We start from the raw sequence: 20421 nt of genomic DNA on the forward strand, positions 1-20421 counted from the left end.
GCGTTAGAATTTTAGATTCACAAAGGTAATCTATAATTCCGTTTTGTAAAATGGTTCAATATTTAATATCGTTCCAAGTAGATGCGTATAATGGAGCAATTTTATTCAATGTTTCTTTCAGCTTTATAATATCTATTTTTGGTCCGTCAGAAAAAATATTCTTTATTTCTTCAGATTTTGCATCAAAGAATGTAGAAATCAAAAAAGCATTTGGTCTTCTATTGATCATCGTTTGAAACAGATTCATGGTCCCGGCAATAACTTGCTTGCCCGTACTATTATTATCTGGCAAAATATCGAGACCTTTTCGATGATAGTTATACATTGCTATTCGATACTCTCTATAGGTATTCGATAAAAGATTATCTACCAGTTCAAATCTACTTCTGTTAGAGTCGGAAGACTGGCTCCATCCTGCAGAATTACTTCCTTGAGCTTGGGTTACTATATTTTGTGCTTTTCTGTAAAAATCTGTTCCACCTTCTAAAGAAAAAGTATCGGCATCTAAACCCAACATAATATATACATAGTAAGCCATAACGCTTACCAAGTTAGATTCGAACTGGTTCTCATTAAAAATCAAAGGCTGAAATTCAATATATCGAAAGTTAAACGCATTGTCTTTATAATTAAAGACCGGAGATGAATAAGAGGTATTATAAACAGGTCTAGAAGATTGTATTTGAATATTACCACTAAAATTATTTGATTCGAAAGAGGTAATAGTGATAAACATTTGGGCATTTACCCGTTCATTCTCTTTATATACGCGGTTTGTCCACTTTGTCTTATTAATAAAATCATTTAATGAACGCTCTAAGGTTTTAAATACCTGCTGCTCGCCTTGTGATAATTGATCGGAATTCACCGTTATCGCACAGGTTAATTCTTGCGCATTTGATACTAAGCTAAAAAAGGTGAAAAGTAATAGAAATATAGCCTTACGCATACCGTCTTTTAATAATTTCATTGAAGATATCCACGGCAACTTCTGCCTTGGTCTTTAGTTCAAACGTAGTAATGTTAGAATTGGTATCTATAAATGAAATTTTATTGGTAGCACCGCCAAAGCCAGCACCTTTATCTCGCATCGAATTTAATACGATGGCATCTAAGTTTTTACGTTTTAGTTTACCTTTTGCGTTTTCAACTTCATTTTCGGTCTCTAAAGCAAAACCTACCAGAAATTGATTTTTTTTATGATCTCCGAAAGTCTTCAAAATATCCTTATTCTTTACCAATTCAATAGTAAAGTTTTCTTCGGATTTTTTAATCTTTTGTTCTGCTACAGTTTTAGGTCGATAATCTGCTACTGCTGCTGCACAAATGACAATATCTGAAGTATCAAAATACATTTGGGCGCTATGATACATATCGTCTGCAGAAACTACGTTGACCACATGTATATTATCATGAATGACAGACAAATGTGTTGGTCCGGTAACCAAATAGACTTCTGCCCCAAGACTAGCCGCTGTTTTAGCAAGTTCAAAACCCATTAATCCGGAGGAGTGATTACCAATAAAACGTACGGGGTCAATTGCCTCGTAAGTCGGTCCTGCGGTAATCAATACTTTCTTTCCTGATAATGGCAATCCTTTAGATAAGTGCTTTTTAATAAAGCTTACAATATCTTCCGGTTCTGCCATTCTACCCTCTCCATGCAAACCACTGGCAAGCTCGCCACTGGTTGCAGGTATAATCATATTACCAAAAGATGTAAGAGCATCTAAAGAACTTTTGGTACTTGGATGTTTATACATATCAAGATCCATTGCTGGAGCGATAAAAACAGGACATTTAGCAGACAAATAGGTAGCCATTAAAATATTGTCGCAATTACCGGTTGCCATTTTAGACATGGTATTCGCTGTTGCTGGTGCTATAACCATGAAGTCTGCCCATAGTCCCATTTCTACATGATTGTTCCAATCGACGGTATTGTCTTCTGTCTTAACAAAATCAAGTACTACGGGGTTTTTAGCCAAAGTGGCCAAGGTAAGTGGGGAAACGAAAGAGCTGGCACTATCGGTAAGTATGACCTTAACGTTAGCGCCAGCTTTAATAAATAAACGAACTAAGAATGTTGTTTTGTAAGCGGCAATTCCTCCGGTAATTCCTAAAAGAATATTTTTGCCGTTCAACATAATTCTTAAGCGTCTTTTTCTGTATTTCTATGGTAGATCTTATCTGTCAACCACTCTTCTACTGCCATTGCGTGTGGCTTAGGTAATTTTTCATAAAACTTAGAAACTTCTATCTGCTCTTTGTTTTCAAAAACTTCTTCTAAACTATCGCTATAAGTAGCAAACTCTTCTAATTTCTCTAAAAGTTCTTTCTTAATTTCAGAATTGATCTGAATAGCACGTTTTGAAGCGATTGAAATTGCCTCGTAGATATTTTCAGTAGGCGCATCGAACTCATTACGGTCAATAGTTACCGTTGATACAGCTGCTTTAGAGTTTTTTAAATCGTTCATATTCATAATTACATTATTTATTTTGATTCAACGTTTTGCGCTTGCATACGTTGTAATTCTTTATCAATTTTTTCGATTAAATCTGTCGCCTGCTTGTCGAACTTAGAATCTGGAAATTGCTTTTTCAAAGCAACATGAGCAGTTTTAGCATTTTTTAAACGCTCTTCTTTTACTTGTTCAAAACTATTTACCGCCATATGTGTTAAGGCATCAACCTTAATATACATAGCTTCTTCTCTAAATGGAGAACCAGGATTATCGGAAACAAAATTATCACTTGCCGCTACTGCCGATTTTAGCATATCATAATTGAAACGGCCAAGTTTATTATACTGCTTTACAATTTCGAAAGCTTTTTCTTCCTTTTTGGTAGTTAACTCTTGAGCCATTGCATTAGCTTCTGCAAAGTATTCTGAATCAGGATTGGTGTTAATGAAATTCTGCAATTTCAACAATGCTTTATCTGTATCAGTTTGATCCAAAGAATATTCTGGAGACAATTTGTAATAACTCTTAGCTCCTAAAAAATTTGCCTCAACAGCCTTATCACTTTTAGGATACGATTTTACAAAACGCTCGAATTGGTATCCGGCCATATTGTAATCTTCTCTCTGAAAATAACTGTTAGACAAAAAATACATAACACGTTCGCCTTGAGGTTTACCTACATACTTTGGTGCAATTTGTTCAAGCAATCTGTTCGCTCTTTTAAAATCGCCCGCTTCGTAGTAAGTTTCTGCCAAATCGTATTTAGCTTTTACATCATCGTGCTTCAGTACTTTTTGGTACTCGCTACAGGATTGTAAAGCTATGGCAATCAATAGTAATGGTAAAAATCTCCTCATTTTAAAAAACATTTTGCAAAATTAGTGATTATCAATGGATTTAAAAAACATTTTAAACCAATAAAAATACAGGCTTTATACCATAAGAATGTCCTACCTAGAGAAGATTTAACGAATATTTATGCAGGTACACGTATCATCGATTCCATGAAAGAAACAATTCTATGCTTTAAGGCATCGCTTGCGGCAACCAATGGTAATCGCACAAAGGGCTTGGCAAGACCTAAATATTCGAAAATAACTTTAATGCCAGCCGGGTTTCCTTCCTCAAAAATTAACTTCATACCATCTTGCATTCTATAGTGATAGCTATAGGCTACTTCGGTATTTCCGGCTAATCCTTCATGTACCATTTTAGAAAATTCTTCTGGCAAACCTTGTCCGATTACTGAAATTACTCCGTCACCACCAGCAACTATGGTTGGTAATGCGGTAATATCATCCCCAGAAAGCACCAGAAAGCCGGCTGGTCTTTTCGATATTAATTCTTGAACCTGTGTCATATCGCCACAAGCTTCTTTTACGGCTACTATATTATCAAATTTCTTTGCTAGGCGAACTACAGTTTCTGGCAACATATTACTACCGGTGCGACCAGGCACATTATATAAGATTATCGGTAAAGGCGAGGCTTGAGAAAGCGCTGCGAAATGCTGATAAATACCTTCTTGTGTAGGTCTGTTGTAATATGGAGAAACAGATAAAATGGCATCATATGAAGATAAGTCTGCCGTTTGTAGTTCTTCTACCAACGCCATAGTATTGTTACCGCCAATACCGATTACTAATGGTAAAGCACCTCGGTTTGCATCTTCAACAGTTCGCATTACAAGTTGCTTTTCTGCCTTTGACAGGGTCACCGACTCGGCTGTAGTACCTAAAACTACCAAGTAGTCTATATTACCCTCAATACTATAGGCAACTACTCTTCTTAGAGCTTCAACATCTACCGAACCATCTTCTCTAAAAGGTGTTATTAAAGCTACACCTGCTCCCCTTAAATCTCTCATAATTAAATCTCCTTAAAAATGCCCAAGTACTTTTTCAATTCTTTTTTAAATATTTGAAAGTCCTTTAACGGCGTATCTAACATTAAATCATTGTAAGTCGGACCAACTTCTTTAAACCCGACCCGTAACCGAGCTTTAGCCTTCATTGACATTAAATTCAATAACAGGCTATCTTCATTATAATAATTCACTAAAAGGTCATATTCTCGTCCTAAAAACTCAAGGGCATAACTGTTTTCAATTTCACCGTTCCATCCTAAATCCTTATCTGAAAAAACTGGAGTAGCATACGGAGAGTTTTTATCATAAAAACGCTTATATCCAATAATTTTAACCGCATTGGGGTGCAATGATAACTCGTCTTGAAACTGAAAAAACACTTCAGATTTCTCAAACTTATCTAAATCCACAATACAACCTACAGAACGTATTCCTTTACTCTCACGCGTTACAACAGCTGGTGTCGCCACCAACTGTTTTAATATCTTACGGCCAGATTTCCGTTTAAACTTGTCCTTAATTCCTTTTAAAAACATGTATTTTTACATTTACACAAATGTAAATAATATCCCTGCAACTCTATGGCGAAGTTAAAACACTTTGGTATTTTAAAAATAAAACATTTTGTTATATTTATAACATTGTTGAATTTAGCATCATGCAAAACCAGCCCTGAGCAACTAAAAGAACTGACTGGCAGGCAGATACCTATTGACACCAGTTATACTTCTGTCGACAGCATTCAGAAATTTATTCAGCCTTACCATGATCGTGTTGAAAGTATTTTAGACAGTACTTTAGCATATGCACCTTTTGTAATTACTAAAACCGATGGCAAATTCAATACTACAGCAGGTAATTTAATGGCCGATATTGTATTGAGTGAAACCAGCCCAATATTCAATAAACGCACAGGGCAAACTATTGATTTGGTATTATTGAACCATGGCGGTATTCGATCTATTATATATAAGGGTAATGTTACTTCTAGAACTGCATATGAAGTAATGCCTTTTGAAAATTCCGTGGTTGTCGTAGAACTTAAAGGCGATGTGCTATTAAAAATGGTCGACTACCTCATACAATCGAAAAGAGCGCACCCTGTTGCCGGTATACAGCTTATTATAAATAAAGATAACACAGTCAATACTTTCACAATTAACGGAAAACCTGTAGACAATAACAAGTCTTATTATATTGCAACCTCTGACTACCTAGTTACTGGTGGCGATAATATGAACTTTTTTAAAGAAGCACTTTCTAAAACAGAAACCGATTATAAAATACGAAATGCCATGATCGATTTCTTTTCTAAAGTGGATACCCTTGCCCCAAAAGTAGATTTAAGATACTATCAATTACAGTAAAATGGAAAGAAGAAAATTTATACTAAATACTGCCGCATCAACTAGTCTATTGACTCTTGGTGGCTTAAGTCTAAACTCTTGCAACGTATCTACAAAAAAGCATATTACTATTTTACATACTAATGATGTTCACAGTCATGTCGATGCATTCCCTAACGACCATGCAGATTTCCCTGGGCTTGGCGGTTTGGCGCGAAGAGCAGGTTTGGTAGATAGTATTAGAAAAGAGAATCCGAATACATTTCTTTTTGATGCCGGCGATATTTTTCAAGGCACCCCCTACTTCAATTTTTATGGTGGTGAATTAGAATTTAAACTAATGAGCATGCTTAATTATGATGCGACCACTATTGGTAATCATGATTTTGATAATGGTATAGACGGACTCTTAGCGCAAATGCCTTACGCTAAATTTAATTTTATTAGTGCCAATTACGACTTTTCAAATACGGTTTTAGACGGACTTACACAGCCGTATAAAATTTATGAGAAAGACGGAATTAAAGTGGGAGTCTACGGATTAGGGATTAAATTAGACGGATTAGTTACAAAACAACTTTATAAAGAAACCGCATTTCTTGACCCCTATGAATTGGCAACCGATATGGAAACCAAACTTAAGGAAGAAGAAAAATGTGATTTAGTCATTTGCCTTTCTCACTTAGGATATGAATATGGCACTAAAAAACCCGATGATTTAAAACTTGCCAAAAGAACGAAATACACCGATTTAATTATTGGTGGCCATACCCATACTTTTTTAGATAAACCAACTGTAGTTACCAATGCTGCAGCGCGTGATGTATTGGTGAATCAAGTCGGTTGTTTTGGAGTGAACCTAGGTCGTATCGATTTCTATTTTGATAGCAAAAACACTACAGCCGACGGATACACCATTAAAGTCTAAAAATTAGATCTTAATATGCTTTACTACAAACGTTGTTCTAGCGATAACCCAAATTTTAAGAAATTAGTAGCACTTCTTGATGCAGATTTAGCATTGCGCGATGGTGATGAGAATGCTTTTTACGCACAATTTAATTGTATTGTGGCCTTAAAAAATTGTGTTGTCTTTTATGCTGACGAAACCCCTGTTGCCTGTGGTGCTTTTAAAGAGTTCAACAAAGACTCGGTGGAGATAAAACGAATGTACGTACAACCAGATTACCGAGGAAAAGGAATTGCTTCAAAGGTACTAGTAGTTTTAGAAAAATGGGCAAAAGAATTGAATTACAGCTTCTCCGTCTTAGAAACCGGATTACGACAACCGGAAGCCATTGCACTCTACAAAAAGAACAATTATACAGTGATTGATAATTATCCGCCTTATGAGCATATGGCCAATAGTGTTTGTTTTAGGAAGGTGTTGTAAAGATACTCGCCCAAAACAGTTGCTAAAATAATCTTGAAACTATCTTTTGTCAAGTAGATTAATTTATCTTTTTTATGTATCGCTCTTAGTTTTTTTAGTTAGTTCCTGTAACAAATCCATTTATAGTTTATCTCTTATGAAAACCTAACAATGAAAAGCATTTTAGTAGCTCTAGTAACAATTATCTCATTACACTCCTACTCCCAATCAAAAGTTGATTACTTAGAGCAAAATCGATTTGATTTGACGGAGTCAAATTTTGACTTTCCACAAAAAGATTTCAGTATCATTGGTTTTGGCGCTTACCATGGTAGTGCAAAAACTGAAGCTGTAGAACTCACGTTGCTAAACTCATTAACCAAAAATGGGATAATTGAATATTACTTACCTGAAACAGATTTTAGCCTTGGGTATTTTTTTAATAAATACCTACAAATGGGCGATACCCTGTTACTTAAAGATTTAGTTTTTAACTATGGTGCCAGAGTGCCACAAGAGCGAAGTATTGAAACTTACAAGAAATGGAAAGGCATTAAAAACCTTAACGATAAATTACCTAGAAAAAATAGATTCTCCGTCGTGGGTATTGATCAGATTGTGACATATAAATACACGGCTAAACACCTTTTAGAACTTTTAAACTCTGATAAAATTCAGAATGATGCAGTGCAAGAACTCGAACAGATGGTTGCTTTGGATACTACTGATTATTCGCCATATTACGATAGTTATTCTAAAAGTATTATGAAGGCATTTGTAGCATCTTATGAGGCGAATACCGCCTTGTTCTCAAAGTCTGTTAATGATGAATTTGCCGTTAATCATATTATCCAAGACTTAAAATATTCGTTTAATCCCGATGTAAATCGTGAAGAAGTTATATTCAATAATTATGTGCACCTCGACTCTATTTATAATTTCAAAGAAAAGTCCCAATTTCTAAGGTTCGGTTTTTTCCATTTAGAGAAGCAGAGAGAAAGTAATAATCCGTCATTTTTTACCAGGTTGATAGAAAATAATATTTACCCAAGAGAGAAAGTTATTTCGGTTATGGGTTATTTGACCGAAAGCCGCGTACTCTGGGACCATGTGTATGATGACAACGGAAAATATCAATCTTTTACCACCGAGGGCGGATTCGGAATCGGGGATTACGAGAAAGAGTATTTCTTAGGTATTGAGCACCTAAAAAAAACTAAATTATCTGATATGACCTTATTCCGCTTAAATGCTAGTAATACACCTTACAGTGATGGAATGCCTGATTTAATTGAGGTGGTAATGACAGATGAAGATTATAATAGCGAAGCTGTAAAAGGAAAATCTACCACAGAATTTATCGACTATGCCATTTTAATTTCCAATTCAAAAGCGAATACTCCGATTGAAGAATTGAAGTAAATAAGCCAACGCGTCAACTCTTCAAACAAAACGTAGCATTAATGTGATTTCTAGCAAAGCACAATTCTATACTTGGTATAATGTTTAATTTTACGGTATGTATAATACACTAACACTATAATCATGAAAATAATAGGCATAGGCAAGAATTACGTAGTAGATAAATCTGAAATTGACGGATTAAAAAATGACGTACAGCTCATTTTTACAAAGCCAGATTCCACTCTTGTCACAGATAGCAAAGATGTAGCGTTTCCAGCCATCACCAATGAGTTAATATATGAAGTTGAGTTAGTTGTTAAAATTGGTAAAAAAGCTAAAGATGTTAGTATTGCAGATGCAAATTCTTATATCTCCGAAATAGGTATAGGTATTGACTATACTGCAAAAGATATACTTACGGCAAGTAGAGAGAAGAAAGGTCCGTGGGCTTTAGCGAAAGGTTTCGATGGTGCTTCACCTATTGCAGGTTTTAAACCAGTATCGGACTTTCCTGAATTAGATAATATTAATTTTGATTTAGTAATCAACGGAGAAAAAAAACAGGTTGGTAATACTAGTTATATCATTTATAACTTTGCAGAAATAATCAGCTTTGTATCTACATTTATGACCTTGAATCCTGGGGACATGATTTTTACCGGTACACCAGCAGTTGGTGCAGGCCAAACATTTAAGGATGACCACTTACAAGCTTCTATTGAAGGAGAATTATTGTTAGATTTTAAAATGATATAACCCTTTTAATAAATTTTATACTAAACCGGACGCCCATAAGGTGTCCGGTTTTTTTTGCTAAAAATATAGCTGAATTTCGTTCTAACTTCTTACCTATTCCTCTTGAAACACCTACCCCCTATTGATTACCAGCTTTTATAAATTCATCTAGTATTTCTATTTTCGTACTTTTTATATTGTAATTTCGTACGAATTATTATATATTTTCCAAAATAATTGAATGAACTTTGTTTTCCTGTTAGTTGCAATCTTCGGATTTTTCTTAACTGCCTTACTACTTCTAAAGAAAAATGTAAATAAACTACCTCAGTATTTTCTTGCTTTCTTTTATTTTATTTATTCACTTTATTCCCTACAAACATATATTATTACAGAAGGTTTATTAACGCAGTTTAAATGGTTCTATTTTTGGCCGCTGCTTCTCTACAGCATCATAACCGTACCTGTATACTTTTATTTTAAGACGGTTATGGACGATAAGTTTACATGGAAATGGCAATACCTTTTACTTTTAGTTCCATTTATTATGAGCGTTATAGATGTTGCCTTAGTTTTTTCTAAACCAGCAACCTATTATAATCAGATTGTAGATAATGCTATTGCATTTCCCAAAGAGCGGTTCAATGCTCAATACGGCATGCTTAATTTAAATGAGCATTACAGTTTAAGGCATTTATGGCAATTGGTATATCTGTTTTCTCTATTATCATTGTTAAAGCGATTTTTAGCCATAAACCCGAACGACAAACTAAAGGTCGTTCTTAATAGATGGCTGCTTTTGTTTTATTCAGCACTAAGCATAATGGCATTTATCACCTTATTTTTGGGAGTAGAACGGTTATTAGGATTGAACACTTTAAATATAAACAACCTTAGTTTGCAAAGCCTAAACCTAATATTATTAGTGATTTTATTAGTGATTAGCATTGCTCCCTTATATTTTCCTTCTATACTCTACGGATTTCCAAAAAATCAGTTATTGGTATCATCACCGATTTTAAATAATACCACATCTACAGAACAGATGTACGGATTAAATAACCAAGAACTGAATAACTCACTAATCGTAATTGAACAACAGGAAGCTTTTCTGCGACAAGATTTTGATTTAAAGGCATGTGCAGAACTTTTACATGTGCCGCCTTATCATGCCGCTTATTTCTTCTATCAGACAAAAGGCATTAGCTTTACAACCTACCGAAACAAGATTAGAGTAAAAAAAGCAAAACAGCTTATTGATTCTGGTTTCTTAGAATCAAATGACCTTAATACCCTAATTTCTGCCTGCGGTTTTAGCAGTAAGAGTGATTTCGAAGAGACTTTTGAAAGATTATCTAACTTAAGCTTTGTTGAATATATTACTACTGCTCCTTAACATTTGTAAAACTTAAACTTATTAATCAACGTTAATTACTCAGAAAATTTAACATTAAACAGAAAATATTATGTACTATTTTTACTATTTTAGTGTTGTTATTTCGTTTTACCAACCTATTTAAACTCAACCATTGAAAAAATCAATTAACCTAGTACTTTTAATTGTTATTGCTACTTTTCAATTTTCATGTTCTAATGATGATGATGATAACGAGGCAAGCTTAAACCCAAAAAGTGTTACCTCTTGTGATTTAGGAGATTTTTCTCCTACTGGCGTTAAAGTTTGTTTAAATGGTGCAGACTTTGCATTGCCTAATGAAACAATTACATTCGCTGCGGAATATAATGCTCGTGTAGCAACTTTTACATGGACTATTGAATCTGGAAGTATGGAGATTATTAATATTGAAGAAATTGCAACTGCTTCTACTTTAAAATCTATTGCTACTATTAAATTTAATTCAGATTTTAATGGAGATGCTGTTTTTAAAGTAAAAGCTAAAGACTCTAGAGGAAGCGGAGAGGTTACTCACGTAATAGCATTAGAAGAAACGAATTAGAACTCAACTTAATTTATAATTATAGATTCCACAATTACCTTTAGTTCTTCATCTAAGGTAATTGTGGGATATTCTTTTTTAGCCAAACGATACCAATAACCTGCATTAAAACGATCACCTTCTTTACGATGTAAATACGCATGCAACCAACTGCCTAAAGTATTATGCATGTCTTGGGCAATATTGTGTGAAGCCTCCCAATCTCCTTTGGCATCGTACCATATCGATTTTAGTCCGTCTGACCACTCTTTTGGAACAGTGGAAAGTTCTAAACTTTTTTCAAATTCAAGATAGGTCTTCGGCATCATTTCACAACTTTTTTTATAAGCTTCTCAACCGTTAAGCCTTGTCCGATAATTGAGAATACCACTACTATGTATGTGATTACTAGAAACGCATCTCTATGCATATCATCAGATAAGCCTAATGCCAATGCTATGGATATACCACCACGCAATCCGCCCCAGGTCATTACCAAATTGGTTCTCGGCACAAAGTCCAACCTCTTCTCAAAGAACTTTATCGGTATCAAAAGCGATAAGTAACGACAAATCAACACTAACGGAATTGCCAATAATCCAGCGATTACGTATTCTGTTTTAAAAGATAATACTAGCATTTCCATCCCTATTAAAACAAATAGTAAAGTGTTCAATAGAATATCTAACAGCTCCCAAAATTTATCTACATAGGTTTCTGTAGTTTCTGACATGGCTGAATTACGTACTGTGTCATTTCCAACTACCAAACCTGCAGCAACCATCGCTAGTGGAGCTGACAGATGAAATTTCTGTGCTATAAGTGTACCTACCATTACAGTTGCCAAGGTTATAATAACTTCTATATCATAATCATCTATAGATTTCATAAGTTTCCAAGTTCCCCAACCTAAAGCAAGACCTAACGCCAAACCGCCAATTACTTCAACCCCGAAAAGTTCTAGAATGTCTAACGGACTAACTGCCACCTCTGTTGCCGAAGCCAATTGAAAAATCGTTAAAAAAACAACTACCCCTACTCCGTCATTAAATAATGATTCGCCTACGATTTTTGTTTCTAATGGCTTTGGTGCTCCTACCTTTTTCAATATACCCAATACTGCAATTGGATCTGTTGGTGAGATTAACGAACCAAAAAGTAGACAATAAATAAACGAGATATTCATGCCTAATAACTGCAGTAAATAATACATACTTGTACCCACTAAAAAGGTCGACACCAAAACACCCAAAGTAGAGAATACCAATATAGGCCAACGCTGTACTTTTAATTGTTCAAAATTGGTATGCAATGCGCCTGCGAACAGCAGAAAACTCAACATAATATCTAGCAGAACAGATTTAAAATCTATCTGGGTAATGATGTATCGTTCTGCATTTATTAAGGTATCATCTATATAACCAATTAAAAAAACTGCCAAGGTAAATAGAATTGTAATCAGCATTAAGCCAATACTATTAGGTAGTTTTAGAAAACGGGCATTTATATAGCCAAAGATTGCCGATAGAAATACTAATACTGAAATTATTGTAAAAACGTCCATAGTTGTTTATGCTATCATATTTATAAAATCTTGCTCGCTGATTATAGGAATTTCCAAGCTTTCTGCCTTGGTACGCTTACTTGGTCCCATTTTATCACCTGCAACCAAAAAACTGGTCTTTGATGATATCGAAGAACCAACCTTGCCGCCATTATCTTCGATTTTCTTTTTAAGCTCATCTCTACTCAAAATCTCAAACACACCTGATACTACAAAGGTTTTACCAGCTAACATATCGGTCTGGTTTTCTAACTTCTCTGCAGATATGGCTAATTGTACTCCGTAACTACGCAATCTTTCTATAGCATCGATATTCTTCTCGTTCGCAAAAAAGTCAATTACACTTTGCGCGATTCGCTCCCCTATTTCATCTACTGATGTTAAGTGCTCTAACGTAGCTTCTTTTAAAGCATCTATATTCTTATATGCCTTTGCCAATTTCTTAGCTACCGTTTCTCCCACAAAGCGAATACCCAAGGCAAACAACACACGCTCAAAAGGCACCTGTACCGATTCTGATACTCCTTTGACTAAATTTTCTGCGGACTTCTCAGCCATTCGCTCCAAAGGCAAGACGTCTTCTTTGGTGAGTTTATATAGATCGGCATAATCTTTAATGAGACCTTGTTTAAATAGCAATTCTACTGTTTCACCACCTAAGCCTTCAATATCCATTGCCTTTCTAGAAATGAAATGTTGAATACGTCCAGTTATCTGTGGCGGACAGCCATATTCGTTCGGACAATAATGTTTGGCATCACCTTCGGTACGTGTAAGCTCGGTTCCGCATTCGGGACATTCATGAATATACTCCGTAGGCATAGAATCAGCAGGTCTTTTTGATAGATCCACTGCTATAATCTTTGGAATTATCTCCCCTCCCTTTTCTACAAATACCGTGTCACCAACACGTACATCTAATTTTGCAATTTGATCAGCATTGTGCAATGACGCTCTTTTTACTGTTGTCCCTGCAAGTAAAACAGGTTCCAAGTTAGCTACAGGAGTAATTGCCCCTGTGCGCCCAACTTGATAGGTAATTTCATTTAAGGTTGTAAAGACTTGCTCTGCCTTAAACTTATACGCCATTGCCCAACGCGGCGATTTTGACGTAAACCCTAGTTCTTCTTGATTTTGAAGACTATTTACTTTTATCACCACTCCATCTGTTTCATAAGGCAACTCATGTCGTTTTACATCCCACTCCTCAACAAATGCCATAACTTCATCTGTAGTTTGGCAAAGCTTTGCTACTGTAGGTACTTTAAAACCCCATTCACGGGCTTTCTCTAACATATGAAACTGAGAGTCTATATTCAAATTTCTACCTACTATGCTATATAACAAACACTCTAACGGTCTTTGTGCAACGGCACTACTATCTTGAAGCTTTAAACTACCCGACGCTGTATTTCTAGGGTTCATGTAAGGATCTTCACCATTTGCCACTCGTTCTTCATTCATTTTCATGAATCCCTCGAACGGTAATACAATCTCTCCTCGTATATCAAACTTCTCTGGGTAATCTCCCTTTAATTGTAATGGAACCGATTTAATGGTTTTGATATTATTAGTAACATCATCTCCTTGGATTCCGTCGCCACGGGTAACTGCTTTTACCAGCTTCCCTTTTTCATAGGTTATACTGATAGATGCACCATCATACTTTAACTCGCACGTAAATGCAACGGGCACATCACCTAGGTTACGCTGTATACGTTTCTCCCAATCTTCTAAATCCTCTTTGGAGTACGAATTATCCAAAGAATACATTCTATGTTCATGTACTACGGTTGCAAAATTCTTGGTGATCATACCACCAACACGAAGTGAAGGGGAACTTGCATCATAGAATTCTGGATGCTTTGCCTCCAGCTCTTGCAATTCTTTCAATTTCATATCGAACTCATAATCAGAAATGGTCGGATTATCCAACACATAGTAATTATGATTATGCTCTCGTAACTCCTTTCTTAGTGCTTCTATTTTTGCTTTCATATACCTTAAAGCTGCTCTTTATTAATCCATTTTGGTGTTGGTAACGGAATGTAATTTTCCATTTTCTTTAGCAATGTACCTATATCATCGTCTACCAAAATAGTATTTATATGTTCTTGTTTTACAAACCCTTCGTTGACCATGTCGTGCATCATCTTTAAAAGAGAATCATAAAAGCCGTTTGTATTTAATATACCTATTGGGTATTGATGCAGCCCCAATTGCGACCAGGTCAACATTTCAAAAAATTCTTCTAGAGTTCCAAATCCGCCAGGTAGCATTAGTATGCCGTCAGATAGGTCATGCATCTTCAATTTACGTTCGTGCATATTTTTGGTAACGATTAATTCTGTCAACCCCTCATGAAAAACTTCTTTCTTTTTCAAGAATACAGGAATGACACCTACTACTTTTCCGCCATTGTTAAGAACTCCTTCAGCTACTTTACCCATGATGCCTATTTTAGCTCCACCATACACCAACTGAATAGCTTTCTTTGCGAAAGTCTCGCCCAATTCATATGCCTTTGACCCAAATACAGCATCGACACCTTCACTACTACCGCAAAACACTACAATACTTTTCATTTTCTTATTCCTTTTATCATGCGGTCATTATCAAACATATCTTTTCGCAACTCAATAGTCTTAAAATTAGATTCTTCTAATAACTGCTTAGTTTCTTCGCCCAAATACTGATTGATTTCTAAATACAAACAACCATTTTCGTTTAAATGCTCAGCTGCAAAATTAACTACTGCGCTATAAAACTTTAATGGGTCTTCGTCTGGTACAAAAAGGGCTAAACTAGGTTCATGGTCTATGACATTATTATGCATTTCTGCTTTTTCTAATTCTCGCACATATGGCGGATTAGAAATAATGATATCAAATTTTTGATGTAATTCTATTGCTGAGGTTTCCGTATTCAAAGACAGCATATCTGCTTTAAAAAACTTTACGCCAGCACTAAGCAATTCGTTATTTTCCACAGCTACTTTTAAAGCATCCGTAGAAATATCTAATCCGAATACTTTTGCATCCGTAAGGTTTTTATCCAAAGAAATTGGAATACAACCGCTACCGGTACCCATATCTAAAATGGCCAGCGCTTTTGCTGCAGTTTTTAAATCATCTAAAATCCAACGAACCAACTCTTCGGTTTCTGGTCTGGGTATTAATACATGTTCATTGACCTTAATATCTAGGTCCATAAAATATGCTGTACCGATAATATGTTGAATAGGTTTCTCTAGTTTTAATTCAGATAAGGCTTGAAATATAACAGTCTCTTGCTCTTTGTCAATAACCAGCTCTGGCTGAATCGCTAATACAAAGCGTTCTAAATCAAAATAATGCTCAATAAGTAAATAGAAAAAGCTATCTACTTCCTCCTTACCATAAATAGCATCTAATTCTAAATGAAAAATGTTTTTAATTTCTTTAAGCAGCACCTTTAAAATGTTTTTAGCATGAATACGGGGCACGAGTAATGACCTGTATCGCCCATTCTGGCATCTATATATTCAAAGCCCATTTTCTTGTATAATTTTTGAGCAGCCTCCATATTTGGCATGGTCTCTAGATAGCAGGCATCAAAACCGTATTCTTTGGCACGTTCTAAACAAACGGTAATCATTTTATGACCTACACCCTTACCTCTCGCCTCTTTTAAAAAGTACATTTTCTGTAGCTCACATACATTACCGTCATAATTGTCTAACTGCGCAACACCGGCACAACCTAAAATAGAACCATTAATTTCTGCTACAAAATAAGTCGCCTTAGGTTTCTCATAATGCTCAAACATGCTATCTAATGAAGGATCCTCATAAGCTGTGCCTACTTTTGGCACACCCATGTCTGCCAATACTTGTCGTATAACTTTGGCTACTTGCGGGTTATCTTCTTTTCTAATTTCTCGAATTATGACATTTTCCATGGGAACAAGACAATAGGTTTTAAAGTACTATTTTTGAGGTGTGAAGATACGTGATATGCGTATAATGTTAAAGTTTGATGTCCAATAATAATCTAGATTACAATAATTCGATGCCTTTACAAAGTGATGCGCTTTCTGTCGATGATACCTATATGCTTCGTTGTATACAAATTGCAAAGAACGGATTAGGTACTACTGCGCCCAACCCTATGGTTGGTGCCGTAATTGTGCATAACGGTAAAATTATTGGCGAGGGATTTACTAGTGCGTACGGTGGCTCTCATGCTGAGGTAAATGCTATTAACTCTGTTTCTGATGTTTCCCTTTTAAAATCATCTACCATTTATGTAACCCTTGAACCTTGTTCGCATTACGGTAAAACTCCGCCTTGTGCAGATTTGATTGTTAAAATGGGAATACCTAAGGTTGTTATCGGATTGAAAGACCCACATGAAAAAGTTGCAGGTAACGGAATCAAAAAATTAGAAGCTGCAGGATGCGTAGTTAAAGTAGGTGTTCTACAAAAAGAATGCGAAGAACATCATAAACGCTTTCTCACCTTTTTCACTAAAAAACGACCATATATTATTTTAAAATGGGCAGAAACAGCTGACGGATTTATCGCTCCTAAATCTGTAAAACGCGGTGAAGAAAAGAAGCCCTATTGGATTACCAACACCAAATCGCGACAATTAGTACATAAATGGCGCAGTGAAGAGGCTGGTATTTTAGTAGGTACAAATACAGTCTTGGCTGACAATCCGCAATTAAACCTAAGAGATTGGGCTGGTAAAGCACCTGCACGCATTGTTTTAGATAGAAGCTTAAAGATTACTTCAGATTATCACGTTCTCGACGGAAAACAAAGGACCATCGTCTGCACCGAAATAACTGATTGCAAAAATGATGTAGCCGGTATAATCTATAAAGTCTTAGATTTTAAAGTTGACTTACCACAACAATTATGCACTTTAATGTTTGAAGAGCAGATACAAAGTGTCATAATCGAAGGTGGCTCACAAACACTACAAAGTTATATTGACGCTAACCTATGGGATGAAGCTCGAATTTTTAAAGTAGCGAATAATTTCACAGAAGGTATTGCTGCGCCAAAAGTTGTAGGGCGTACACAACAACAAGTTCAAATTTTAACCGACCAACTAACCATAGTACGAAATGATTAAAAACATCATATTTGATTTTGGAGATATCTTCATTAATCTTGATAAGCAAGCCCCTTTATTAGAAATGGCAAAATTCGGATTCACCGAATTGACTCCTGAATTAGATACTATTTTCAAAGAATATGAAATGGGTTTGATGGAGTCTGATGAATTTGTAAATAGACTTCGGTCAATTTTCCCCAATACTACTAAAAATCAAATTAAAGACGCATGGAATTCTATTATCTTAGACTTCCCTGAAGACAGACTTAAATTCATTGAAAAACTAAAAAGCGATAATCAGTATCGATTATTCTTATTGAGTAATACAAACGACCTGCATATAGACAAAGTGAAAGAATCGATGGGATTGGAAAGGTTCAATAGGTTCAAAAATTGTTTTGAGGTTTTCTATCTATCACAAGAAATGAAAATGCGCAAACCTAATGTAGACATATATGAGTTTGTCTTAAATGAAAATAAATTAAATGCAAATGAAACCTTCTTTTTAGATGATACTAAAGAAAATACGGATGCCGCGTCTAAACTAGGTATACATTGCTGGAATCTTCAAATAGGTAAAGAAGATGTTCTTGAAACTTTAAGCCACCTCTAAATGATTTATTTAGCGTTTAGCATTCTATTTTCAAGTCTAATTTTCGTCATTTTTAAATTGTATGCCAAATATCAGGTTCAAACGATATATGCTATAATTACCAATTACTTTGTTGCTTGCACCGTAGGTGTCATTTATTATAATGAGCCAATACACCTTGCTGAAATACCACAGAAAAGTTGGTTTTGGGGAAGTGTCGCCTTAGGTCTTCTTTTCATACTAATATTTAACTTGATGGCAGCAACCTCTCAGAAACTAGGAGTCTCTGTTGCATCGGTTGCCACTAAGATGTCACTTACCATACCTGTTTTATTCGGAGTTTTCTTCTATAAGGAGAAACTAGGAGTATTAGAAATTATAGGGATCGTTCTAGCCTTACTAGCCGTTTATTTCACCTCATTAAAAGAGCAAAAAGTAAAAGCTGAAAAATGGGCTTTCGCATTACCTGTTTTAGTTTTTCTTGGTTCGGGAACTATAGACACCAGCATAAAATACTTTCAAGATGCTCATATGCCCGAAGAGGAATATGCCTTATTCTCGGCAACAGTCTTTTTATCTGCAGGTATTTTCGGATTACTTTTCATCGCATTTAAATCTACCCAACAGCGTCTAAAAGTAAATTTTAAAAATATTATTGGTGGTATTTGTTTGGGTGTACCTAATTACTTCTCCATTTATTTTTTACTTAAAGCATTACAACACCCAACATGGAACAGCGCTTCTGTTTTCACAATTAATAATGTGGCAATTGTAATGTTCTCTACTTTATTGGGCATAATACTGTTTAGAGAGCGCCTAACGGCTAAAAACTGGTTCGGTATAGGATTGGCTATCTTTAGTATAATTCTAGTTGCTTTTGGTCAGCAACTAATGACTTTTATTTAAAAATTACTTTTACATATATGGACGCCTATAAAACAATCTCTAAACCATCTGAACCTATTTTGTTCAAAGAACGGAAGAGCAAGTTTTATGGCTATTGCTTTCCGGTTACCGATGAAGATGTCGTTAAAGAACATATAGAGGCACTTAAAAAAGAATACCCCACTGCAAACCATGTATGCTATGCCTGGCAAATGGGTATTGAAACCAAATCGTATCGTGCTAATGATGATGGGGAACCAAACAACTCTGCCGGTATGCCCATTTATGGGCAATTGCAGTCTTTTGATGTAACGAATACATTGGTTGCCGTTGTTCGTATTTTCGGCGGAACTAAATTAGGTGTCGGCGGATTAATTAGTGCTTACAAAGAAGCTGCAAAGTTAGCTTTAGAAAATTCCAAAATAGTTACTAGAGTTTTGCAACAACAATTATCGGTGACATTTGAGTATTCAGAAATGGATATTGTAATGCGATTGGTAAAAAAACACCAACTCAATATTGTATCGCAAGATTTACATTTAAAATGTAAAATGGTGCTATCGGTTAATAAAAGTGATTTCAAAAAGACAACGAAACTTTTAAAGGCGCATCACAAATTAGAAATTAAAGAAATTGACTAATTTCTAATACTCCAATTTATCTAAAAGTATTTGCGGACATTTAGTAGGTCTATTGCGCTTCATATCCATAAACACCAAAACTGTATTCGCGGTCGCTAACAAATCTCCTGCTTCATTTAAAATTTCATAGTCAAATTCAATTCGAACAGCCGGCTTTTTAGTCAAAATAACCTTCACTGTAATTAAATCATCATACAGAGCTGGCTTTAAATATTTTATTGACAAACTTATTACTGGAAGCATAATTCCACCTTCCTCCATGCTTTTGTAAGAAATACCTAACGACCTTAACCATTCAACTCTTGCCAACTCTAAATATTGAGCATAATTGCCATGATAGACAACGCCCATCTGGTCGGTTTCACTATATCTAATTCGAAAAGAAATTTCGTTTGTACGCATTTATATGAAGTAAAAAGTATATATTTAAAAGCTCCCCTATTGAGTGAGCGAACATGCGAAAAAAAAAGGTCAAATTCAATGACTATCGATTTTTTTTTTCAATA

The 20421-nt window shown here is 35.3% G+C and carries 24 protein-coding genes; 11 read left to right on the top strand and 13 right to left on the bottom strand.

The genetic code is table 11. The features are described from left to right. Positions 1–55: 55 nt before the first annotated feature. From ACEN2N_RS05185 to ACEN2N_RS05210, 6 genes are all read right to left on the bottom strand, one after another. Entirely contained in the window at positions 56–949 is an 894-nt protein-coding gene (locus ACEN2N_RS05185; RefSeq protein WP_441823554.1) for a DUF4835 family protein, read from the bottom strand. Next, on the bottom strand, positions 942–2147 hold the full coding sequence (coaBC, locus tag ACEN2N_RS05190) for a bifunctional phosphopantothenoylcysteine decarboxylase/phosphopantothenate--cysteine ligase CoaBC (protein ID WP_441823321.1): 1206 nt from the start codon (positions 2145–2147) through the stop codon (positions 942–944). Before coaBC ends, ACEN2N_RS05185 begins: the two co-directional genes overlap by 8 nt. A 5-nt stretch (positions 2148–2152) precedes the next feature. After that, complete coding sequence (locus tag ACEN2N_RS05195; RefSeq protein WP_424000399.1) at positions 2153–2479, bottom strand: DNA-directed RNA polymerase subunit omega; 327 nt, start codon at positions 2477–2479, stop codon at positions 2153–2155. A gap of 17 nt (positions 2480–2496) precedes the next feature. Beyond that, positions 2497–3324: an outer membrane protein assembly factor BamD gene (locus tag ACEN2N_RS05200; protein ID WP_441823322.1), complete on the bottom strand. Its 828-nt coding sequence runs from the start codon at positions 3322–3324 to the stop codon at positions 2497–2499. Positions 3325–3443: 119 nt separating this feature from the next. Then, positions 3444–4334, bottom strand: a complete 891-nt coding sequence (gene dapA, locus ACEN2N_RS05205) for a 4-hydroxy-tetrahydrodipicolinate synthase (protein WP_441823323.1) — start codon at positions 4332–4334, stop codon at positions 3444–3446. Positions 4335–4336: 2 nt separating this feature from the next. Beyond that, positions 4337–4870 carry a DUF6913 domain-containing protein gene (locus ACEN2N_RS05210; protein WP_441823324.1) on the bottom strand — a complete coding sequence of 178 codons (534 nt, stop codon included), beginning with the start codon at positions 4868–4870 and terminating at the stop codon, positions 4337–4339. Positions 4871–4915: 45 nt separating this feature from the next. Here ACEN2N_RS05210 and ACEN2N_RS05215 point away from each other — a divergent pair, with 45 nt between their 5' ends. The 7 genes from ACEN2N_RS05215 (at position 4916) to ACEN2N_RS05245 (ending at position 11149) form a co-directional block, all read left to right on the top strand. Next, positions 4916–5701, top strand: a complete 786-nt coding sequence (locus tag ACEN2N_RS05215; RefSeq protein WP_441823325.1) for a 5'-nucleotidase C-terminal domain-containing protein — start codon at positions 4916–4918, stop codon at positions 5699–5701. 1 nt (position 5702) lies between these two features. Continuing rightward, on the top strand, positions 5703–6608 hold the full coding sequence (locus ACEN2N_RS05220; protein WP_441823326.1) for a bifunctional metallophosphatase/5'-nucleotidase: 906 nt from the start codon (positions 5703–5705) through the stop codon (positions 6606–6608). A gap of 15 nt (positions 6609–6623) precedes the next feature. Continuing rightward, on the top strand, positions 6624–7073 hold the full coding sequence (locus ACEN2N_RS05225; protein ID WP_441823327.1) for a GNAT family N-acetyltransferase: 450 nt from the start codon (positions 6624–6626) through the stop codon (positions 7071–7073). A 150-nt stretch (positions 7074–7223) separates the two neighbouring features. Further along, positions 7224–8474, top strand: coding sequence for a hypothetical protein (locus ACEN2N_RS05230; RefSeq protein ID WP_441823328.1), 1251 nt, complete (start codon positions 7224–7226; stop codon positions 8472–8474). Positions 8475–8597: 123 nt separating this feature from the next. Next, complete coding sequence (locus ACEN2N_RS05235) at positions 8598–9212, top strand: fumarylacetoacetate hydrolase family protein (RefSeq protein WP_441823329.1); 615 nt, start codon at positions 8598–8600, stop codon at positions 9210–9212. Positions 9213–9432: 220 nt separating this feature from the next. Then, on the top strand, positions 9433–10587 hold the full coding sequence (locus ACEN2N_RS05240) for a helix-turn-helix domain-containing protein (RefSeq protein ID WP_441823330.1): 1155 nt from the start codon (positions 9433–9435) through the stop codon (positions 10585–10587). 133 nt (positions 10588–10720) lie between these two features. Further along, positions 10721–11149: a hypothetical protein gene (locus ACEN2N_RS05245; RefSeq protein ID WP_441823331.1), complete on the top strand. Its 429-nt coding sequence runs from the start codon at positions 10721–10723 to the stop codon at positions 11147–11149. Between the two features lie 8 nt (positions 11150–11157). On the opposite strand, the gene ACEN2N_RS05250 is transcribed toward ACEN2N_RS05245, so the two are convergent. Genes ACEN2N_RS05250 through ACEN2N_RS05275 form a run of 6 tightly spaced genes read right to left on the bottom strand, consistent with a single transcriptional unit; the run spans position 11158 to position 16631 of the window. After that, the gene (locus tag ACEN2N_RS05250) at positions 11158–11457 is read right to left on the bottom strand and encodes a hypothetical protein (RefSeq protein WP_441823332.1); all 300 of its coding nucleotides are present in this window, start codon (positions 11455–11457) and stop codon (positions 11158–11160) included. Then, positions 11454–12692: a cation:proton antiporter gene (locus ACEN2N_RS05255; RefSeq protein ID WP_441823333.1), complete on the bottom strand. Its 1239-nt coding sequence runs from the start codon at positions 12690–12692 to the stop codon at positions 11454–11456. Before ACEN2N_RS05255 ends, ACEN2N_RS05250 begins: the two co-directional genes overlap by 4 nt. A 6-nt stretch (positions 12693–12698) precedes the next feature. Beyond that, the gene (gene ligA / locus ACEN2N_RS05260; RefSeq protein WP_441823334.1) at positions 12699–14690 is read right to left on the bottom strand and encodes an NAD-dependent DNA ligase LigA; all 1992 of its coding nucleotides are present in this window, start codon (positions 14688–14690) and stop codon (positions 12699–12701) included. A gap of 5 nt (positions 14691–14695) precedes the next feature. Continuing rightward, positions 14696–15277, bottom strand: coding sequence for a TIGR00730 family Rossman fold protein (locus tag ACEN2N_RS05265; protein WP_441823335.1), 582 nt, complete (start codon positions 15275–15277; stop codon positions 14696–14698). After that, on the bottom strand, positions 15274–16143 hold the full coding sequence (prmC, locus tag ACEN2N_RS05270) for a peptide chain release factor N(5)-glutamine methyltransferase (RefSeq protein WP_441823336.1): 870 nt from the start codon (positions 16141–16143) through the stop codon (positions 15274–15276). The genes ACEN2N_RS05265 and prmC overlap by 4 nt, the downstream gene beginning before the upstream one ends. 2 nt (positions 16144–16145) lie before the next feature. Then, positions 16146–16631, bottom strand: a complete 486-nt coding sequence (locus ACEN2N_RS05275) for a GNAT family N-acetyltransferase (RefSeq protein ID WP_441823337.1) — start codon at positions 16629–16631, stop codon at positions 16146–16148. Between the two features lie 77 nt (positions 16632–16708). On the opposite strand from ACEN2N_RS05275, the gene ribD reads away from it, so the two are divergent. The 4 genes from ribD to ACEN2N_RS05295 are packed head-to-tail and all read left to right on the top strand — an operon-like array spanning position 16709 to position 19915. Next, complete coding sequence (gene ribD / locus ACEN2N_RS05280) at positions 16709–17815, top strand: bifunctional diaminohydroxyphosphoribosylaminopyrimidine deaminase/5-amino-6-(5-phosphoribosylamino)uracil reductase RibD (protein ID WP_441823338.1); 1107 nt, start codon at positions 16709–16711, stop codon at positions 17813–17815. After that, positions 17808–18410, top strand: a complete 603-nt coding sequence (locus ACEN2N_RS05285; protein ID WP_441823339.1) for an HAD family hydrolase — start codon at positions 17808–17810, stop codon at positions 18408–18410. Before ribD ends, ACEN2N_RS05285 begins: the two co-directional genes overlap by 8 nt. Continuing rightward, positions 18411–19295 carry an EamA family transporter gene (locus ACEN2N_RS05290; protein WP_441823340.1) on the top strand — a complete coding sequence of 295 codons (885 nt, stop codon included), beginning with the start codon at positions 18411–18413 and terminating at the stop codon, positions 19293–19295. It abuts the gene before it with no gap. A gap of 17 nt (positions 19296–19312) precedes the next feature. Further along, positions 19313–19915 (top strand): IMPACT family protein, encoded by a 603-nt coding sequence (locus ACEN2N_RS05295; protein WP_441823341.1) that lies wholly within the window; start codon positions 19313–19315, stop codon positions 19913–19915. 3 nt (positions 19916–19918) lie between these two features. On the opposite strand, the gene ACEN2N_RS05300 is transcribed toward ACEN2N_RS05295, so the two are convergent. Beyond that, positions 19919–20317 (bottom strand): acyl-CoA thioesterase, encoded by a 399-nt coding sequence (locus tag ACEN2N_RS05300; protein ID WP_441823342.1) that lies wholly within the window; start codon positions 20315–20317, stop codon positions 19919–19921. Between the last annotated feature and the right edge of the window lie 104 nt (positions 20318–20421).

The sequence above is a fragment of the Maribacter spongiicola genome, from assembly GCF_052119685.1.
Taxonomy (GTDB): Bacteria; Bacteroidota; Bacteroidia; order Flavobacteriales; family Flavobacteriaceae; genus Maribacter; species Maribacter spongiicola_A.

What these genes read in the sequence shown, in the direction of transcription:
- ligA (WP_441823334.1), bottom strand. Translation starts at nt 14,690, where the DNA reads ATGAAAGCAAAAATAGAAGCACTAAGAAAGGAGTTACGAGAGCATAAT.
- ACEN2N_RS05210 (WP_441823324.1), bottom strand. Translation starts at nt 4,870, where the DNA reads ATGTTTTTAAAAGGAATTAAGGACAAGTTTAAACGGAAATCTGGCCGT.
- ACEN2N_RS05220 (WP_441823326.1), top strand. Translation starts at nt 5,703, where the DNA reads ATGGAAAGAAGAAAATTTATACTAAATACTGCCGCATCAACTAGTCTA.
- ribD (WP_441823338.1), top strand. Translation starts at nt 16,709, where the DNA reads ATGTCCAATAATAATCTAGATTACAATAATTCGATGCCTTTACAAAGT.
- dapA (WP_441823323.1), bottom strand. Translation starts at nt 4,334, where the DNA reads ATGAGAGATTTAAGGGGAGCAGGTGTAGCTTTAATAACACCTTTTAGA.
- ACEN2N_RS05225 (WP_441823327.1), top strand. Translation starts at nt 6,624, where the DNA reads ATGCTTTACTACAAACGTTGTTCTAGCGATAACCCAAATTTTAAGAAA.
- ACEN2N_RS05300 (WP_441823342.1), bottom strand. Translation starts at nt 20,317, where the DNA reads ATGCGTACAAACGAAATTTCTTTTCGAATTAGATATAGTGAAACCGAC.
- ACEN2N_RS05185 (WP_441823554.1), bottom strand. Translation starts at nt 949, where the DNA reads ATGCGTAAGGCTATATTTCTATTACTTTTCACCTTTTTTAGCTTAGTA.
- ACEN2N_RS05285 (WP_441823339.1), top strand. Translation starts at nt 17,808, where the DNA reads ATGATTAAAAACATCATATTTGATTTTGGAGATATCTTCATTAATCTT.
- ACEN2N_RS05240 (WP_441823330.1), top strand. Translation starts at nt 9,433, where the DNA reads ATGAACTTTGTTTTCCTGTTAGTTGCAATCTTCGGATTTTTCTTAACT.
- ACEN2N_RS05265 (WP_441823335.1), bottom strand. Translation starts at nt 15,277, where the DNA reads ATGAAAAGTATTGTAGTGTTTTGCGGTAGTAGTGAAGGTGTCGATGCT.
- ACEN2N_RS05195 (WP_424000399.1), bottom strand. Translation starts at nt 2,479, where the DNA reads ATGAACGATTTAAAAAACTCTAAAGCAGCTGTATCAACGGTAACTATT.
- ACEN2N_RS05255 (WP_441823333.1), bottom strand. Translation starts at nt 12,692, where the DNA reads ATGGACGTTTTTACAATAATTTCAGTATTAGTATTTCTATCGGCAATC.
- ACEN2N_RS05250 (WP_441823332.1), bottom strand. Translation starts at nt 11,457, where the DNA reads ATGATGCCGAAGACCTATCTTGAATTTGAAAAAAGTTTAGAACTTTCC.
- ACEN2N_RS05235 (WP_441823329.1), top strand. Translation starts at nt 8,598, where the DNA reads ATGAAAATAATAGGCATAGGCAAGAATTACGTAGTAGATAAATCTGAA.
- ACEN2N_RS05200 (WP_441823322.1), bottom strand. Translation starts at nt 3,324, where the DNA reads ATGAGGAGATTTTTACCATTACTATTGATTGCCATAGCTTTACAATCC.
- coaBC (WP_441823321.1), bottom strand. Translation starts at nt 2,147, where the DNA reads ATGTTGAACGGCAAAAATATTCTTTTAGGAATTACCGGAGGAATTGCC.
- ACEN2N_RS05290 (WP_441823340.1), top strand. Translation starts at nt 18,411, where the DNA reads ATGATTTATTTAGCGTTTAGCATTCTATTTTCAAGTCTAATTTTCGTC.
- ACEN2N_RS05215 (WP_441823325.1), top strand. Translation starts at nt 4,916, where the DNA reads ATGGCGAAGTTAAAACACTTTGGTATTTTAAAAATAAAACATTTTGTT.
- ACEN2N_RS05295 (WP_441823341.1), top strand. Translation starts at nt 19,313, where the DNA reads ATGGACGCCTATAAAACAATCTCTAAACCATCTGAACCTATTTTGTTC.
- ACEN2N_RS05275 (WP_441823337.1), bottom strand. Translation starts at nt 16,631, where the DNA reads ATGGAAAATGTCATAATTCGAGAAATTAGAAAAGAAGATAACCCGCAA.
- ACEN2N_RS05230 (WP_441823328.1), top strand. Translation starts at nt 7,224, where the DNA reads ATGAAAAGCATTTTAGTAGCTCTAGTAACAATTATCTCATTACACTCC.